The 18,364-nt window shown below is 36.1% G+C and carries 18 protein-coding genes; 7 read left to right on the top strand and 11 right to left on the bottom strand.

Features of this window, described 5'->3' with window-relative positions; translation table 11 throughout:
• The first annotated feature begins 157 nt into the window (after window positions 1-157).
• Window positions 158-613, top strand: coding sequence for a response regulator (locus tag ACTJIW_RS18850; protein ID WP_012025798.1), 456 nt, complete (start codon window positions 158-160; stop codon window positions 611-613).
• Between the two features lie 119 nt (window positions 614-732).
• Complete coding sequence (locus ACTJIW_RS18845; protein ID WP_440716254.1) at window positions 733-3,000, top strand: ATP-binding protein; 2,268 nt, start codon at window positions 733-735, stop codon at window positions 2,998-3,000.
• 47 nt (window positions 3,001-3,047) lie between these two features.
• Here ACTJIW_RS18845 and ACTJIW_RS18840 read toward each other — a convergent pair whose 3' ends face one another.
• Entirely contained in the window at window positions 3,048-3,512 is a 465-nt protein-coding gene (locus ACTJIW_RS18840) for a response regulator (RefSeq protein WP_121361068.1), read from the bottom strand.
• Window positions 3,513-4,266: 754 nt separating this feature from the next.
• Between ACTJIW_RS18840 and ACTJIW_RS18835 the strand changes: the two genes are divergently transcribed.
• Window positions 4,267-5,097: a T9SS sorting signal type C domain-containing protein gene (locus ACTJIW_RS18835; RefSeq protein ID WP_440716255.1), complete on the top strand. Its 831-nt coding sequence runs from the start codon at window positions 4,267-4,269 to the stop codon at window positions 5,095-5,097.
• Between the two features lie 336 nt (window positions 5,098-5,433).
• Here ACTJIW_RS18835 and ACTJIW_RS18830 read toward each other — a convergent pair whose 3' ends face one another.
• Window positions 5,434-6,528 (bottom strand): serine hydrolase domain-containing protein, encoded by a 1,095-nt coding sequence (locus tag ACTJIW_RS18830; RefSeq protein WP_440716256.1) that lies wholly within the window; start codon window positions 6,526-6,528, stop codon window positions 5,434-5,436.
• Between the two features lie 449 nt (window positions 6,529-6,977).
• Window positions 6,978-7,340, bottom strand: coding sequence for a winged helix-turn-helix transcriptional regulator (locus ACTJIW_RS18825; RefSeq protein ID WP_012025793.1), 363 nt, complete (start codon window positions 7,338-7,340; stop codon window positions 6,978-6,980).
• 125 nt (window positions 7,341-7,465) lie between these two features.
• Here ACTJIW_RS18825 and ACTJIW_RS18820 point away from each other — a divergent pair, with 125 nt between their 5' ends.
• The 3 genes from ACTJIW_RS18820 to ACTJIW_RS18810 all read left to right on the top strand — a co-directional run bounded on the left by ACTJIW_RS18820 (window position 7,466) and on the right by ACTJIW_RS18810 (window position 9,733).
• The gene (locus tag ACTJIW_RS18820) at window positions 7,466-7,903 is read left to right on the top strand and encodes a nuclear transport factor 2 family protein (RefSeq protein WP_262410425.1); all 438 of its coding nucleotides are present in this window, start codon (window positions 7,466-7,468) and stop codon (window positions 7,901-7,903) included.
• Between the two features lie 162 nt (window positions 7,904-8,065).
• A complete protein-coding gene (locus tag ACTJIW_RS18815; protein WP_149207116.1) occupies window positions 8,066-8,653 on the top strand; it encodes a Crp/Fnr family transcriptional regulator in 588 nt (195 codons plus the stop codon).
• Window positions 8,654-8,752: 99 nt separating this feature from the next.
• Window positions 8,753-9,733 carry an SMP-30/gluconolactonase/LRE family protein gene (locus tag ACTJIW_RS18810; protein WP_440716257.1) on the top strand — a complete coding sequence of 327 codons (981 nt, stop codon included), beginning with the start codon at window positions 8,753-8,755 and terminating at the stop codon, window positions 9,731-9,733.
• A 190-nt stretch (window positions 9,734-9,923) separates the two neighbouring features.
• Here the strand turns inward: ACTJIW_RS18810 and ACTJIW_RS18805 are convergent, their stop codons facing one another.
• The 8 genes from ACTJIW_RS18805 to ACTJIW_RS18770 form a co-directional block, all read right to left on the bottom strand.
• Window positions 9,924-10,427 carry a 4'-phosphopantetheinyl transferase family protein gene (locus ACTJIW_RS18805; RefSeq protein WP_440716258.1) on the bottom strand — a complete coding sequence of 168 codons (504 nt, stop codon included), beginning with the start codon at window positions 10,425-10,427 and terminating at the stop codon, window positions 9,924-9,926.
• A complete protein-coding gene (locus ACTJIW_RS18800; protein WP_012025788.1) occupies window positions 10,424-10,678 on the bottom strand; it encodes an acyl carrier protein in 255 nt (84 codons plus the stop codon). Before ACTJIW_RS18800 ends, ACTJIW_RS18805 begins: the two co-directional genes overlap by 4 nt.
• Before the next feature lie 4 nt (window positions 10,679-10,682).
• Window positions 10,683-11,957 carry a beta-ketoacyl-[acyl-carrier-protein] synthase family protein gene (locus ACTJIW_RS18795; protein WP_440716259.1) on the bottom strand — a complete coding sequence of 425 codons (1,275 nt, stop codon included), beginning with the start codon at window positions 11,955-11,957 and terminating at the stop codon, window positions 10,683-10,685.
• Window positions 11,954-12,391 (bottom strand): 3-hydroxyacyl-ACP dehydratase FabZ family protein, encoded by a 438-nt coding sequence (locus ACTJIW_RS18790; protein ID WP_274253461.1) that lies wholly within the window; start codon window positions 12,389-12,391, stop codon window positions 11,954-11,956. Before ACTJIW_RS18790 ends, ACTJIW_RS18795 begins: the two co-directional genes overlap by 4 nt.
• Window positions 12,392-12,405: 14 nt before the next feature.
• Window positions 12,406-13,458 carry a type III polyketide synthase gene (locus ACTJIW_RS18785; RefSeq protein WP_012025785.1) on the bottom strand — a complete coding sequence of 351 codons (1,053 nt, stop codon included), beginning with the start codon at window positions 13,456-13,458 and terminating at the stop codon, window positions 12,406-12,408.
• A complete protein-coding gene (locus ACTJIW_RS18780; protein ID WP_440716260.1) occupies window positions 13,455-14,168 on the bottom strand; it encodes a methyltransferase domain-containing protein in 714 nt (237 codons plus the stop codon). The genes ACTJIW_RS18785 and ACTJIW_RS18780 overlap by 4 nt, the downstream gene beginning before the upstream one ends.
• Window positions 14,169-15,296 (bottom strand): NAD(P)/FAD-dependent oxidoreductase, encoded by a 1,128-nt coding sequence (locus ACTJIW_RS18775; protein ID WP_440716261.1) that lies wholly within the window; start codon window positions 15,294-15,296, stop codon window positions 14,169-14,171.
• 341 nt (window positions 15,297-15,637) lie between these two features.
• Complete coding sequence (locus ACTJIW_RS18770; protein ID WP_440716262.1) at window positions 15,638-17,485, bottom strand: glycoside hydrolase family 97 catalytic domain-containing protein; 1,848 nt, start codon at window positions 17,483-17,485, stop codon at window positions 15,638-15,640.
• A gap of 227 nt (window positions 17,486-17,712) precedes the next feature.
• Here ACTJIW_RS18770 and ACTJIW_RS18765 point away from each other — a divergent pair, with 227 nt between their 5' ends.
• Window positions 17,713-18,282, top strand: coding sequence for an RNA polymerase sigma factor (locus ACTJIW_RS18765; protein ID WP_440716263.1), 570 nt, complete (start codon window positions 17,713-17,715; stop codon window positions 18,280-18,282).
• Window positions 18,283-18,364 lie beyond the last annotated feature (82 nt).

Here is an 18,364-nt window from a genome sequence, read left to right as displayed (position 1 = left end):
TGAAAATATAAGCATTTATTAAAAAAGAAATTATTCTTGATTACTTATTAATTTTAGAAATAATTTTCTCTTTCTCTTGTTTTCAAGAGAATGTATACCTAAATTTACTTACATCATTGCGGCTCAAAAATAGTGCTGTAATACTATATTAATATAAATGAATAGAAAGATAATTTTACTGGTGGATGATGATTGTGATGATGCTGAATTTTTTAAGTGGGCAATGGTTGGAACAGAAGAAAGTTTCGCCGTTAAATTTGTGGACAGTGGTGATGCTGCGCTGGATTTACTGTCCCAATTAGATTCACTGCCTGATTTGATATTATTGGATGCCGGGATGCCGAAAATGAACGGCTGGGAGTTGCTTAAGCTTATTAAGCAGGATCTGCGTTTTGGAGAAATACCAGTTGTAATGATGGCAACTTCATCAAGAATGAAAGGTATTGACGACGCTCATTCTTTAGGTGCGGAAGCATACATTGTAAAACCTTCAGACTTTGATGAATTAAAGCAGATCATGCAGCAGCTTTGCATTGGTGTGCAGACAGATTTAAAAAGCACGCTGGCAGACATGCGCTCCAATTTACCAGAAAATATTTATACATTTAATTGATACAATAAGCAATTATTTTAAATATAAAATATCGACAATTTTATAATTGTTGCAGTAACGTTACAGATGTAGTTTCCAGCTCTAAAAGCATGAAGTGTGCTTTCTAAATTCAGTTATTAATGAAGTTTAAAGATATAGTTAACCGTGATTTGGTTACGTTGACCAATTGCGACCAAGAACCTATACATATTCCGGGACAAATCCAGCCGCATGGCTTTTTAATTGGGCTTACTAATGATTGGATAATAGACTATTGCACCAGTAATATTTCATCTTTCATTCCTCTAAGCCATACTCAGGCATTAGGAAATAAATTTGCAGCTGTTTTTGGTACACAAGCGCAGGAACGTATTTTTAGTTATATAAATTCAGATACGGTGCAGGATGTGTTTCCTTTGGAAATAGAACTTCTTAACGAAAAGTTTCAGGTCAATATTCACAAAAGTGATGATATTTATGTTTTAGAAGCAGAACCTCAGTTCGACAAACAGATCCTGGCAGACGTTTATACACAGACTATCCAGTTTGTGACACAGATGAACAACACAAAATCGCTGAAAGATCTCTGTGCCCTGGTAGCAGAAGGTACAAGGGAAATAACTGGGTATGACCGTGTAATGATTTATCGTTTCGATGAGCAGTATAACGGTGAAGTTTATGCAGAAAGCTGCAATAAAGATCTTGAACCATTTTTAGGATTGCATTATCCGCATACTGATATTCCGGTACAGGCCAGGGAACTTTACATAAAGAACCAGCTCAGGTTGATTGTAGATATTAATTATCAGCCAGTTCCTATTTTTACAATCGATGACAGCAAGGACAAAAACCTTGATTTAAGCCTTGCGATTTTAAGAAGCACATCGCCCATTCATGTTGAATATCTTAAAAATATGGGTGTCGGTGCAACGCTGACTATTTCACTTATACACCATGATCGTTTGTGGGGTCTTATTGCATGCCATCATTATTCGGAAAAGAATATTTCTCCTGCAGTGCGCCTTGCTGCAAAACTTCAGGGGCAGTTCATTACCTCGCAGATTGATATCCGGGAATCAAACGATGAAAATATTAATTCAAAGAAATCCATTGAAGCATTAGAGCGTTTAACAAATCTTGATCTGCCGCTGTCTGAAGATTCCTTGAACGTTATAATCAAAATGCCCGAGCTGCTTGCCTTATGCAATTCAGGAGGAGTTTCGATAATGTTTCGAAATAAAATATACAGAAATGGTCTGACTCCAGAAGATGAACAGATAGAAGCTTTAGTGGAGCGAATAGAGAAGAAGAGAGCCGCCGAATTTTATGCGACCAGAAAAATCAGCGATGATTTTCCTGAACTGGAAAGATCTTCCAATTTTGCCGGAGTAATTTATCATCCTCTTGGAAATTCCAATCACATCATCTGGTACAGGCCTGAAACTATCTCAGAAATTCACTGGGCAGGTGATCCGGAAAAAAGCATTGTTAAGGATGAAAAAGGGCTGCATCCAAGAAACTCATTTAATATCTGGAAAGAGACTGTTAAAGGACAGAGTACTATCTGGAGACAGTATGAAATAAATGCAGCGGCTAAATATGCCCATTCTCTTCATAATAATCTGATGATGATTCTGCTGAGTGAGGAAGAAGAAAGATATAGACTTCAAAGTGAAATCTTGAGAGAGACTAATTCTGAACTGGAAAATATAAACTGGATCAGTACACATGATCTTCAGGAACCTCTTAGGAAAATACAAATGATTACCTCTAAGCTGCTTTCTGAAAAAAAAGGCGACCGCGAAGATCCTGAATTTGATTCACTGGAACGTGTATCAAAATCTGCTGCAAGGATGCGAGGACTACTGCAGGATATTTTGAAATACACCCGTATTAAAAACACCAGAGAGGCAGCTGAAAAAATTGACCTTAATCTCATTTTTGAAGATACATTAGATGAAATCAGCGAAGCGATAACTGAAAATAATGCGGTTATTGAGTGTGAGAAACTTCCGGAAGTTAATGCAATTGGGTTTCTCATGAAGCAGTTGTTTTTAAATATTATTCAAAACTCCTTAAAATATGCTTCGCCTGACCGATCACCTGTAATTAAAATTACGGCTTCGCAGGAGCCGGTACTTATAAAAGAATCGTTTAATGTATATTGTTCCTGGGTTAAATTCTCGGATAATGGTATCGGTTTTGATCAAAAGTACGCAGATTCAATATTTAAAGTTTTTACAAGACTTCATACCCAGCAGCAATATAGCGGTTCTGGAATTGGACTGGCGCTGTGCAAAAAAATTATGCAGACATTAGGAGGAACAATTACAGCAGAGGGAAAAGTGGATCAAGGTACCTCAATTACCATTTATTTTCCCTGTGATTCGCAGGATACCCTTATCTAAAATTTAATATTTAAGAAAAAGCAGTCTGATTCCGGCTGGAAGAAAAATCAGATCGTAATATTGAAATTTTCAAACGACGGCTGTTTGGTATGCGTCTCGGCCGCTAAAGACATGGCTTTGCTGATCAGCTTAACCAAATGCTGGTATTCAACCGGTTTGGTAATAAAATAGTTGGCTCCCATAGCATACATCTTTTCGATGTCAGAAGGGCTGTTGCTGGTGCTGAATATAATTACGATGTGATTCTTTAGCGTTAGTGATGTTCTGATTTTGTCCAGGCATTCTGCTCCAGATAATATCGGCATGTTCAAATCTAAAAATATCAAATCGGCTTCCGGATTTGGAGGACCTTCAAGAAGATTGATTAAAGCGGCGCCGTCATTTGAAATGGAGAGTTTAACCTCTGGAAAATTCTCGTTGAAAACTTCAGAAAAAAAATCACAGTCATCCGGATCATCATCCGCTAATAAAATATGTTTATATGTTTTTTGGGTCATAATTCCTAGCTGCATTACGGCATTTTATCAAAGGTAAGATTTTTATGAATTTTGACAAATATCGTAAAATTGTGCAGCTTTTCTTCTAAAATTTGTGGACAGCCGTTCTACAATAGTAACAGGTTTCAAAAATACTGTTCTTTGCGGATGTATAAAAAGCCATATAGGCAGTCCAGATAGGTTTTGGGCAGTATACAAAATACTAGAGCCACTAAATATCTTCACCCTGCTTTTTATTCTCTATATAAAAAAAATGTTATATATAACGATGTTAGATTTACATAATTTCCATTTCTAATATGGAAATTATGTAAAAAAAGTTTTTAAAAAATATCTCTTTCAATTAACAAGGCCGCCTTTCTTTAAAGAGCGCCTAAAATCTACTCACCGGATTATTAAAAAGTATCAAATTCAGCTTGATTTTTATTGAAAAATAGTTTCATAATTATAGATATATTCTTAACTTAAATATAGTATTTGATCGTTAAAAAGCAAAAAACATCGATGTAATGCCTTGTGAAATGGTATTCACTTTAATTTTTTTTTTGAGAATGGCCACTCAATTAACTGTTTTTTGCCAGACACTTTTCAAATACAATCTTTAATTTTAAATAGCAGCGATAGCAAAAAAACTACTTTCATTTACGTATAAAAAAAGTTGTATTTTCAGAACATTTAGAATGTTCATGATTTTCTATTGATGTTATTTAAATTTTAGAGAAAGTGTGCGCCGGCGCGTAATCCTTTAATAATTTTTAAATCAACACCTATGAAAAAACATTTCACCTCACCAAAATATTTTTTTATGCTATGGATTTTGCTGCTAGCTTCAAATCCTGTTCAATGTAATGTTTCGCCTGTAAGCATCGGATTTTTTAATTTTAAAAAAAGTCCTTCTTCAAAGACATTTGCCCCGCCGGAAGAAGAGAAGCACCGCGTTTGGCTTAATTTAACTAATGATCAGGGGCTTTTCAAACAAATTTTGATTGGTTATATACCCGGAGCGACAAATGGATGGGATCATAATTATGATGCTCTGACCATGGATGCTAATAAATATGCTGATTTTTACAGCATTAATGAAGATAGAAAGCTGGTTATTCAGGGACGGGCAGTTCCATTTAACCCTGCAGATACTATACCTTTGGGCTATAGATCCACTATCATGGGTAATCTTAAGATATCTATTGATCATGCAGATGGTAATTTAACGGATGCGGATATTTATCTGCAGGATAATCAGACTGGTATTACGCATAATTTGAAATCCGGTCCTTATACATTTTCAACCCTTACTGGGACCTTTAATGATCGCTTTGTAATTAAATACGCCGGTAAAAACCTGGGAGTAAATGAATCTAAAACAATTGCCGATACCTTTACAGTTGTTTCTAAAGGTAAGATTATTATTTTGAGATCAACTGATAAAACGCTTCGAGAAGTCAATGTTTTTGATATAACCGGAAAATTGCTCTATAGTAATCAGAAAATTGGAGACCGCCAATTAGAGATTCACAGTATTTGCTCCAGCACTCAAGTCTTAGTAGTTAAAACTACATTGGAGAATGGAGACATAATAGCCAGAAAAGTGCTCTTCTGATCTTTATAATGTAAAAATAACCCGCAGCTATCGTTTGAGATACTGCGGGCTTTTTTATAAGATATGATTTGAAAAACTAGACGACGGTGTCATTTTTGTAGTAATTATCCTTATTTTTTAAATCTTAAATTAACTGGTCTGCCTTGTAGTAGACTATGATTTACATAGACAATGCTGGATTTTTTTCCTAAAACAATGCAGCATAAATAAACACAGTATTCATCTGCGTAAACCTTCAGAATATTCTCAGATAGAAAATCATTTTTAAAATCCGCCTAAGCTTTTGCAGAAGAATTAGGTAGAGCTCCAGCATGGATTAATGATGAAATTAACTATTCAGAAATAAAAACCTGCTAGTTTTTCGATAATTTCTTCTGGACCAGCACCTGTCAGATTTGTAAAAAGAATGATGGCAAGTTTATCTTCAGGGTAAATAATAAAAGCGGCACGGCCGCCGCCAATAGAGGCGACTGCAAAATGGTTTTGCCTTGTAATTACCGGCCATCCTAAAGCATAAGCATTTAAAAGTCCGCCAAAGCCGTCATAAGAACCATTTTTCAATTTTACCGGTTCCCAAATGGCAGCTATATCTTTATTATTGTTAAGAAGTTTACCCGTTTGAAGTCCGATTATCCATTTTGCCATTTCTTCAGCTGTTGTAAATGCACCTGCATCGGTTATCATTTTTGATGGAAATTCTTCATACGTCTCCTTTAATTTTACTCCCTTGATATATTCACCTGTTGTTTTGTCCTGACTATAATAGCTGTAAGTCGGACATTTATTTTTAATTACATCATAAGAGTTTCCGTAGAATATTTGTTTGATTCCTAAGATATCAAACTGATTTTTTCGGACAAACTTTTCAAATGATTCACCACTGCATTTTTCAATAATCCGCTGTAATATATAATAGTTAGTCGCATTATAATTAAACTGCTCTCCAGCCTCTGATACCAATGGTAATTTTTTGACTTTAAGCCACGCTGAATCCTGACCCTTATCTCCAATTAAGCCTTTCTCATCTTCAATGTCCGGAAGCCCGGATGTGTGGCTCATCAATTGTTTAATCGTTATTTTTTTCCAGTTTTCAGGAATTGAATCCATATAGATGGAAATGCGGTCATTAATATTGAGTTTGTTCTGGTTCTGTAATTGCATCACAGCAACTGAAGTAAAAACTTTAGAGATTGAATTTATTGAAAAAACAGTATTCTTTCTGACAGGTACCGAAAATGGCAGGTAAGCGGTTCCAATAGCTTGAGACAGTACAATTTTATCATCTTTCAGCACTACCAGCTGGCATCCTGGAATTTTTTTGTCCTCCATTTCTTTTTTGAGACAATTGATGATTTCTGTTTTTTTATGCTGGGACAAAACCAGATTAAATGAAAAAAATGATAGCAGTAAAATAAAAAAAATATTTCTCATCGGATTGTTAAGTTTCTCAAAGTTAAAAATATTAACGTATATCGAGTGTAAATCTAATCAGCTGCCACTGAAGCGGCCGTATCCCTAAGTTGTTAAATTTAATTAATTCAATTGGATTTTTTTCTTTACTTTTCTTTTGGCTGGTGATTGGAGAGGCAGAAGAGGTTTGTGGTCGGAATGAGAAGATTATCTATTACTCTATTATAAAAAAATCAACAGCTTGCTCTTGCTATTGATACAAAAGGGAGATTAATTCAAAATAGTATTTGAATCTGCCGCTGATGGGTAGTATAAATACTGGTTTTTTCTTTTATAAAAGTAATATTAATTAATTCTAAATTATTGTGGTCAATTAAAATTGAATAATTGTGTTCAACGCATTTTGAAACTACTGGTCAAATTATACAAAGTGCAGGGCTGATTAACCAATTTTCAATTTTAAGACTATTTCATTTTGCATGTAAACATTTGTGTCGTTTTCCCCACTGTTCCATTTGCTGGATTATCGGTTTTAATTCATAGCCAATTTCTGTTAACTCATATTCCACTTTAGGAGGAACTGCAGCATATACCATTCTCTTTATGATATTATCATGTTCCAGTTTCCTGAGCTGCAGGGTCAGCATACGTTCGGTTATATTTGGTATAGATTTTTTTATTTCGCTAAAACGCATTTTGCCTTGTAACAGCCAGGAACAAATTACAAGTGACCATTGGCCGCCAATTATGTTTGCTGCGTATACCTCTGAACACTCATCTTCTAAGATTTTCTTATTTTCAAAATTGGTGCTTGTAATCTTAACTTTCGACATAACTTACATTTTTGATAGTACCTTACAATTGGTTGTCAATAAAGCTAATATAACTTTTATGTTATAGCTTCGCAGAACTATTAGTTAATAATTTAAAGTTCAAAATTAAATCAAAAATGATAACGATGAAAAAAGGCTTGACAAATATTTTATTAATGATGGCTGTACAGAACATTTATTCTCAAAATGAAAACTTAAAATTTAAAAAGACAATAAACATGAAAAACACATCTATATTAGTTAATGCAAACGAACATGTAAGAAAAGGAGAATACGAAGCATATTTATCGTATCTCACTGAAGATACCAAATGGGTCTTTGTAGGTGAGAGAACCCTTTTGGGAAAAGAAGCAGTAAGGCAGTATATAAAAGATTTTTACCTTTCACCGCCAATATTTGATATGGAAAAAGCCATAGAAGAGGGAGACTTTGTCACTGCAACAGGAAACATTGCCTTAAAAAATGTGAATGGAGAATATGATCACTATTACTATTGTGACATTTGGCGATTTGATAATGGTAAATTAGCCGAATTAAAAGCATTCGTTATTGAGAAAAAATAAAAAATAACAGTTTTACAGGTTTGGCTTTTGTGTGAATGAAATAGAAGAGGTGCGTACCAACTTAGCAGTATTCAAAATTAGTTTTATTGAAAGAGATTGTAAAAATCTAATTTATTTTCAGCCGGACTTTGCTGTTCAGGTTGACAGCGGTATATTTGTTATGTGAAAGATTTACTGCCCGTTATAGATTATATTTCAAGATTTGTTGATTTAACCGATGATGAGAAAAATCATCTAGCCTCTTTTTTGAAAATAACTAAGGTAAAAAAAAGACAGTTTATAGTCCAGCCTGGTTTTGTATGCAAATATAAAAGCTATGTGGTAAAAGGAGCTTTCAGGGGCTATCTGGTAGATCATGAGGGAAAGGAACATACTTTGTCATTTGCTGTTGAAGACTGGTGGATTTCTGATTACAGCAGTTTGATTTATCAGGAACCCGCTACCTTGTTTATTGAAGCGCTCGAAGATTCCACTCTTATCCAAATTGCTTACGAAGATGAACAAAAAATTCTAGCGCAGATTCCAAAACTGGAAAAGTTTGAGCGGATCATCACCCAGCGTTCCCTGGCATTTCAGCAGAAAAGACTTCTTTCTAATTTCACTAAAACTGCAGAAGAGAGGTATGAGGAATTCATGAATAAATACTCCGTAATTGCTTCACGTGTGCCTCAGTATGCACTGGCTTCCTATTTGGGTTTCAGCAGTGAATATCTAAGCAGAATCCGCAGCAGGAAATCCTCAAAAAGTTGATCTAGTTCAACCTTATTTCTTAAACCAGTTCATTTTTATTTCTGCTTTTCTACACCAGATTTGCATTGTCAATAAGACAATAATCTAAAATGAAATAAAATGAAAAATATCTTTTTTATGCTGCTATGCATGGTTCTCTCAGCAGGATGTGACAGCGAAAAAAAAACATCGGGTACTCCAGCGGTTCTTAAAGGCAGATATACGCTGACAGAGACTGGACTTTATCCTGAAGGGATTGACTATGATTTAAACAATGGAAGGTTTCTGTTGAGCTCCCTTTATAAGGGTGTTGTCTATTCAGTAAATCCAAAAGGCGAAATGGCTGTTTTTGCATCAAGCAGTAAACTTGTTCTGCCTACAGGCGTTTTTACAGATGAAACCAGAAACCGATTAATAGTGGCTAATGCTGATTTAGGTGTTTCGCAGAAAAGCACCGCTTCAAGTGCCGGAACAATTGCCTCGGTAAGTGTTTTCGATCTTTCATCAGGAGCGTTAATCAAAGAAATTGATTTAAAAAATTTCACGCCAAATAAAGGTTCGTGTCCAAATGATATTGCGGTGGATAATGAAGGAAATATTTATATAACCGATTCGTTCGCTCCCAATATCTATAAAATTGATCTTAATTATAATGCGTCGATATTTGCCAGCAGTATGCTTTTTACACCCGCCGCTGATAAATTCGGATTAAATGGAATTGTTTTCCACCCAGACGGCTATCTGCTGGCCGTAAAAACAGATGACGCTAAGCTGTATAAAATTTCTCTCCCTGTTCCGTCATCCGTTACTGAAGTGAAGGGAATGTCTTTCAGTTCTCCAGACGGCATTGAGCTTGATAAAAACAATAATCTTGTGCTGGTAGAAAACGGCCTAGGCCAGGGTACTGTATACACGTTTTCCAGCAGTGATAAATGGAAAACGGCCGTAAAAATCAAGCAGACCAATATTGGAAAGCAGGAATTTCCAACCACAGCGGCAATGGCATCAGATGGGAATATATATGTTGTGAATTCGAAATTAGGAGAACTTCTTTCGGGAGATCGATCGCAGTCAATTTACACCATTCAAAAAATAGACTGATTTAGACAAGGTGCTTTAGCTTGTTTAGATTACATTACACACAAAAAGGCTGCAGACCGTCAGAGACTCATTTTGGCGGTCTGTAGTTTATTAGAAGCGAATAAATCTTATGTAAAAAGCTTTAAACCTACGATAAAGTATAATAATTGTTGAGAAGAGCACTTTATGTTGTGGAACCTGCTCTTTTTAATCAACTGCTGATTGTGACTGCTTTTTCAAACCTTCCATGATGGCTTATTGAAATATCCTGCAATCTATTTTGTGAAGAAACATCTAAATAAGGAATTCCATACTGATCTTTTACGATTGATTTTTTTTCAACCTCTATTACTTTATTCAGATCATCTAAAACGCTCACCGCTATGGTATGAATACTGTCTTTTGAGAAAAGGGTTTGAGTATAATAGATGTTTTTCAAGCAGGTAACTTTTCCATTTATAGAATTCTGGTTTTGTGATTCTATCGTGCATATCAGCTTTTTAGGGATATATTCCCTTATTTTTGTTTTCCGATTATGCACTTTATAAGCGGCTTCTTTCATGCTCCAAAGTATCCAAAGCATACTTTCCGGATCTGTAGATTTTTCAATAAGCAATTGTTCCTCATCGTTAAATAGTTTTGCTATAAATCCCCTGCGCTGCCAATTGCTTTCCCTGCGGGTCTGCAGAATATCGATGACATCATTGCCGATCATTTTTCGGCCAGTTTTGTTTCTATAATTTCTACCGCCGTTTTTACGTCGAGCATACGCTCCATATCAGTGTTGTCAATCACAACATCAAATGTTTCTTCAATATCCAGAATAATGTCTACCAAATTAGCCGAATTGATGCTTAAATCATTTATGAAATCAGTATTTTCAGTAAGGCTTTCAAATGCTTGAATATTTGCTGCATACGGCTTTATAATTACTTTGAGTCGAGCTATAACTTCTTCTTTGTTCATACAATTATTTTTGAAATTTTTTAAATATTACACAGGCATTTACATCACCAAAGCCAAAACTTGCCTTGGCAATTATATTAGGTTTACAATCAATTGTTTGTAAGGGTATTTTTGAAGAGTTTATATGAGCACTTATTTCAGGATGAAGATCTTCACAATTCGTATTTCCAAAAACAAAACCTTCATAAAGCTGTAGTACCGCCGCGATGCTTTCTATGCTTCCCGCTGCGCTTAAACAGTGTCCTGTCATGCTTTTTAAGGAGTTTATATACGGAAAATCAGTTCCCTTCCGGTTTAAGGCTTTCGTCCAGTTTTCAATTTCAAGACTGTCCTTTGCAGTGGCCGTAAGATGTCCGTTTATGGCATCTATATCATCGGCAGAAATACCTGAATTTTGGATGGCTTTTTTAATGCATTGCTGTACGGCACTGCTGTTAGGAGCGGTCATGCTTCCATTGCCGCGCTGTCCCCCGGAATTTACGTTACCGCCTAATATTTCAGCATAAATTTCCACACCGCGTTCTAAAGCACTTTCCAAATCTTCGATTACCAATGCACCGGCGCCGCTTGCGGGTACAAATCCTAAGGCAGTAACACTCATGGGGCGTGAACCCTGCTCAGGTTTGTCATTAAATTTTGAACTGCAGACACGTAAAGCATCAAATCCTGCCCAAATGTAAGGTCCACTGTCGCTTGTACTTCCTGCCAATATGCGTTTTGCCTGTCCGGATTGTATACGCTCGTACGCCATTATTATAGCTTCCGTTCCCGTTGCACAGGCAGATGAATTGGTGGTAACCTGGTTTCCGAGTCCCAGTTTCCCGCCAAGATAAGCACTGATACCGCTGTTCATGGTTTGTGCCACTACAGTACTGCCTAATCTTCGGGTTTGTAATTCATCTATTTTATAAATGCTTTCGCGGAATTTATCGATACCTGAGGTGCCAGATCCAAAAACAGTACCGCTGTCCCAATCCGGCTCTTCATTATTTTCTATTGGTAATCCGGCATTTTCCCAAGCTTCCATTCCTGCAATAACACCGTATAAAATACCCGTACTGTTAAAACCGCGAAGTTCAAGTTCTGTAAAATATTTTGACTTGAGTTCTTCGGATATTTCAGGTCTACCCGCTATCTGACAGGAAAACTGGAGTTCCTCCAGCTGCTTGTCATGCCTGATTCCTGATATTCCATTTTTTAAAGCATGGCTGAAGGCAGCAATTCCAACGCCGTTTGGAGCTGCAACACCCAGACCTGTTATGACAACTCTTCTGCTCATAATTTATTGGTAATCATGCCCGACAGAATGCCTTTGCAGACTTCCTGTCCAGCTTGGTTTTTCATAATGACATCACATTTTAATTTTCCAAACCTGAAAAATGATTTTTGAGCAGTTACCGTTACTTTTTCATTAGGGTATACGGGTTTTAAAAACTGCATATCAGCTGATGTAAATGCAATTACAGTATCTTTATTAAAAGCATCCCCCAGCAGATATATTCCAAGACAGACCATTCCAATCTGTGCCATAGTTTCAGTCAAGATCACGCCGGGAGTTACAGGATTACCTTTAAAATGTCCTCTGTAAAAATCAAGGTCTTCCTTAAAAGTATAAGTTCCGGTAATACTATTTTCATTCACATCAAGCAGTTCATCTACAAATAAAAAGGGCTTGCTGTAAGGCAGTCGTATTATAATATCCTGTACTGTCATAATCTATTTTCTAATTACCATTGCAATAAAACTCTTTGTGCCGAAAATCCTGGACCAAAACTAAGCATAAGTCCTCTTTCTCCCGATTTTGGATTTCCATCCATAATACGTTCTAAAACATATAATACAGTGGCACTCGACATATTGCCATACTGCTTGAGAACTTCTTTTGTATCATCTATATTTTTTCCCAAACCTGCAAAAAGCGATTCAACGGTCGTCACAATCTTTTTGCCGCCGGGATGAAATATCATGTGGTCTATATCCTTGATTTCTAAATTGTTTTTTTGAAGAAACGGATGAATAATATCGTCAAAATTAGAAGCAATAGTGTCGGGAACTTCAATGTCTAAAACCATCTGCAGACCAGTATTGGTAAGTTTGAATCCCATCATATGTTCAGCTTCATAAAAATGGTACATTTCTTCCTGTAGTATTTCCGGACCCGGATCATCTTCGTAAGAAGATAACAAACAGCAGGCCGCACCGTCTCCAAAAATAGCGGCACTGACAATATTAGGCATTGAAAAATCATCAAGCTGAAAGGTGGCAGTTGGTGATTCTACAGCTATGACCGCTGCGCGTTTTTGTGGATTTGCCTTCAGAAAATTTTTAGCATATATAATTCCTGATATACCGGCAGCACAGCCCATTTCTGTAACAGGAAGACGTACAATATCCTGTCTCAGGTTCATTTTATTGATTAGGTATGCATCTAAGGAGGGAATCATTATGCCGGTACAGCTTACGGTAATGATATAATCCAGAGTTTTTGGATCCCAATCTGCTTTTTCAAGTGCTTTTTGAAGCACCTGCTCGCCCAATAGAATAACTTCACGCGTATAAATGTCATTTTTTTCTTCAAATGAAGTGGCAGTAAAAACTTCTTGCGGCTCCATTATTGAATAACGTTTATCAACGGCGGCGCCTTCAAATATTTTTTTTACTTTTTTTATAAAACGTTCATCCTGCCCGTCAAGCCAGCCTTCCAGCATAGGAAGTATGTCTTTGGTTTCGCGTGAATATTGCGGCAGCTGCTTGGCAGTTGTTACTATTTTTACACTCATTTGTTTATAATTATCCACTGGTAGCGAAACGCCCATTTCCAGTTTATGGTATAGTTTTTTAAATTCGTTTTTTTAGAAAATTCTTCCAGTTCCTTTTTCTTAAATCCTCTTAAAATTGATACCAGTCCATCTTTACGTGACATTCTGCTTAGATTAAAAATAAAACAGATCATTTCAAAAAGCCGATATGCCGTTTTACTACGATGCAGGTCATTAATGATGATTCCCGCCGCGGCATTTTTCTTAAAGATAGTAATTATATTTAATATTTCATCATCTGTAAAATGGTGCAGGGTAAGAGTGCATAAAACGATATCATACTTCACCAGTTTAAAATCCTCACTAAAAATATCCATGCATTGGTATTCAATATTGGGATATGATGCAGACAATGTTTTGGCATAATTTATAGTAAAATCGTTGGCATCTATACCGATGATTTTAAATGTGTAATTTTTCCTTTTACTGAATCGTGCCAGCATACGAAGCATATCTCCATTGCCGCATCCAATATCGGCTATTGTGATTGTTTTAGTGCGGTCCAGTTTTTTTAGTATTTTTTTTACGCCGTGAAGTGTTACTTTATTCCCGCCTAGTAATTGATTAATACGAGCAATTTGATCAAGGGCTTCTTGTAAATCTTTTCCCTGAAGAAAAAAATCATCCATTATTTCTGATTCCTGCGTTCTATATTGCGTGTTTATCGGCATTTAATTAATTGTTATAGGTTTTCCGTGCGTTTGTTTGATGATCGCTGCTAAAAGTTTGGGAAATGATGCTGTTATGGCAGTAAATACAGCAGTAATTGTTCTATGGGTCAGGATGCGCGCCAGAATTCGCCCCATCCATATTCTTTTACCAAAGTGTTTCTTCCATTCTTTAGTATATTTTTTCTCTAATACTTCGCGGGACGCTTTATCATCTGAATAATATTCCAAGATTAATTCTGATGCAATTTTAGCACTGTGAACTGCCATCGCCATTCCGTTACCGCAAAGCGGATGAATAAGACCGGCAGTATCTCCAATCATTATAATATGGTTCTCTACCGCTTTTTTTTTCTCAAAAGAAATCTGGCTTATTGTAAGCGGTTTTTCAAAAAGAAGTGTACTGTTTTCAAAAACAGCTTTTAGATGTTTGTTTTTGTAAAGTACACCCTCCTGGTAATCCTGAATATTTTTGTATTTTTTGAAAGTGGCATAATCTGCCAGATAACAAATGTTTATAATATTGTTTTCTACTTTAGAAACACCGCAGTAGCCGCCTTTAAAGTTATGCAGTGCAACAAGATCATCCTCTAAATTACCCGAATAATGGGCTTTTACAGCCAGCCAAGGTGATTTTTTATGGAAGAAGCTGCGATCTAAAGCCTGATCTAAATTGGAACGTTTGCCAAATGCGCCCAATACAATTTTAGCCGTTAAAATTTGATTTGAAGAAGTAACAGTAAACAGGTCATCACTGAATGAAACATCAATAACATTTTCTTTTATTATCAAACAGTGGTTTGCTATTGCTTTTTGATATAAAAAATCATCAAGGGCGTACCTGCTTATGCCGAATCCTCCCAGAGGAAGTTCTACCATTGCCGTTTTTCCATTACTTGCAGTGAATTCAAATTTGGAAATGCTGGAGGGATTAAGTTCTGTAACATCGGCGCCAAGCCAAGTTAGGTAAGGTAAAATTTCATTGGAAATATATTCACCACAGACCTTATGTCTGGGGAAATTAGATTTTTCGATAAGAATTACTTTTAGATTTTTTTGAGACAGGTGTATAGCCGCTGTCAAACCTGCGAGTCCGCCGCCAATAATTAATACATCTGCATTGATCTTCATACAAGCAATTTACGAAAAAAAGCATTTAAAGAAAAGAAAACAGAGCTGTTATTTCTAGTTGAAACTTTTTTAAACAACGGTGAGTTTATTTCTGAAAAAGAATTCTGCTATAGAGAAAAGCCGGTATATCTAGATTTTGGTATAAGTATTTTAAAAAGATTTGAAAGTCAATATAAAAAAAGAATCTCCTGCTGAAGATAATTTAAGCGGATTTTAGTGTATTAATTTGATTTTTGTCCGTAGAATCAGCCAGTAAAGCACTATCGTTTTTAGTAAATAAAACGGTGTCAAAACTTAATCCCTTGAAAAAAAAACTTCGATAGTCTTATCCTTAAAATCAACTATTTTTCTTTTTGTAATAAAATACAAGCTCCTCCTCCTGGAGCAAGTTTAATAGGAATAAGGTCGTTGCGGTTCACTTCTTTAGAAATGGTTTTATGGCTTACTTTATTGGTTCTGAAATCGGCATCGTCTCCGTCTTGAACAATGACCGCTTTGTAAGTGCCTTTTTCTAATACTGTAAGCGGAATGTGAATCTGACGGCTTTCTTCATTTGTCGCTGCAGCTATCAGCCAATATCCTTCTGCATTCTGACGTGCCATAACAATATATTCTCCAATTTGACCACTGATTGTTTTACTTTCCTGCCAAGGCTGTTTTTGAGCACTGATAAACTGTAATAATTCCGGATATTTATTATAGTTCTCAGGAATATCAGGAATGATGGTTGCGCCAGAAAATGTGATCAGGGTGCGGGCTGCTTCCGCTGTAAGGGTAGAAGGTACCGGCATTGGATTGTCAACTCGTCCTTTTTGCTCCATATCAAAGGTCCCGTTGTTCATATCAAGAGGTCCTGCCACCATATTGACAAATACAGAGGTAACAAATGTCTTGGGTTGAAAAACTCTGCGCGCATCCAATTGTGCTTGGCAAAACTCACGGGTAACCGCGTTTGGCCATGTTCTCATCTGACCGTAGGGATGAACTGGATCATCATGAAAATCGACCATTAAATGGTTTTCAGCACAAAGTTTGGTTATATGCTGTGTATGCGCGTTTTTCTCCTCTGTACTGCCCTGCATAAAACCATATTTTACACCAGAAGCTCCCCAGTCACCATATTGCTTTAATGTTTTTTCTAGAGGATAATTTTTTCCTCCAACATCATTAAGATACAGCCAGATTCCTATATTTTTCTCTTTTCCATAAGCAATGATATGATGTACCTGCTGTACTTTACCTCCTTTTAAAGGATCTGATTCTTTGCTGAATTCTTCACCGTACCAGTTGGCATCCAAGACCAGCGATTTCATTCCGTTGGCAGATGCCAGATCGACCATGCGTTTCCAAGATTCCAATGACATCTCATATTTGAATCCATCAACTGCTGCGCCATCAATGCGCCAATCCCACACAGCGACACCCGGTTTTACCCATGAGAAATCTACATTCTTTACAGGTTCAGGATTAAGTAATTCAATCAGATGAGAATCAATTAATTCTCCCGGAGTTCTTCCATGCATCACAACTCTCCATGCCTTTGCATTTTTAGAAGGCACTGAGAAGAGATTCGTTCCTTTATGCGGCTGTAAAAGTAGGGGTTCACCGCTTTCAAGATTGGCCTCGTGCACTGCCATGTAACTATTTTCAGCTGCTTTAACAACCATGACCGGTTTTCGGGTATCAGCTGCTTCGTGCAGTTTTTCAGGACCAATATTGTGCTGCTCGCCATTATAGTACCAAGCAGAATAGTTATCTGCAAAGTTAAATTCTGTCAATTCTTTCTCCGACGTTAAACCTTCATATCTGAAAGCCATTCCATCATTGTACACTCTTACTTTTATTTGATAGGAAGTAAGATCTATTATGGTTTGATTGTAATGATCAGGCACATTTTTTCTTTTCCCCCAAATAGGCTTCCAAACACTTTTTACCGATGAAGTGCTCACTTTATTCCAACGAATATTGTTTGCTGCTTCTAATCCAAGCCTAGATTTTTGTATCAATAGATGACCTTCAGCCCGAAAAGTGTATTCAATTGTGTTTGCAGTGGTTTGTTCAATTTGAACTACAAGTTTTTTATCTGGGGAAGTGATTGTGACCGATTGTTTTTTTGATTGTGCAGACAGCACTGCAGAAAGTTGAACCAATACAGATACAAAGACAATTAATTTCGTTTTAAATTTCATTTTTTGCTTTTTATTATTCAGGAAAAGAATTCTGTCTTATTTCGGGTAGATAGCAGATACTACGTAAACTTTAATTTTTTTACGCTACTAACAAAACTAGTGAATCCGAATAATAAAAACCAGATAATTTAAGCTACTGATTGCATAAAAAATCGCAGGTGCCTCTTTTAGCTTTTAACATAAAAAATGTTTAATATTGCCTTTTTGATTAGCACCCCTTCAATTTAATGTCTGTTTATAACGAATATACTGATGATTTCTTATTGAATCTTCTTAAGGAAGATAATCAGTCAGCGTATACAGAGATTTTCGAGCGATATTCTAAACTTTTAATTAATCATGCGTATAAAATTCTTGAAAATCAGGATGAAGCAAATGATGTAGTTCAGGAAGTTTTTCTCTCAATCTGGAACAAACGTTATGAATTAAACATTACAGGTTCCCTTTCTTCTTATTTATACAAATCTGTAAAAAACAGAGTACTCAACCACATTGCTCATGAAAAAGTGGTTTCGCGTTATGCTGATTCAATTTCAAACTTTATAGAAGAAGATTATGTTTTTGCGGATTCGAATCTGCGAGAAAAAGAATTAGAAGCTATAATTGCTAAAGAAATTGCAATGCTGCCTGAAAAAATGCGTGAAGTTTTTCTGTTGAGAAAAGTAGAAGAGCTTTCGTATGATGAAATTGCGCTTCAATTGAATATTACGGATAAAACAGCGAAACAGCAAGTGTATAATTCTCTTAAAATTCTTCGAGAAAAGCTGAAATCTATGATGAATCTTTTTGTTTGGTGAATTATATTTATGTTTTTTGTTAATTTTTTTGAATGATTTTCGGTTTTGTAACTCATTCGTTATTAAACAGAAAGCTAATATT

Origin of the sequence: Flavobacterium sp. 22659, assembly GCF_052044235.1 — a bacterium.
GTDB lineage: Bacteria > Bacteroidota > Bacteroidia > Flavobacteriales > Flavobacteriaceae > Flavobacterium > Flavobacterium johnsoniae.
Note: the sequence above shows the minus strand (reverse complement) of the source record. Positions and strands in the feature narration are given on the sequence as shown.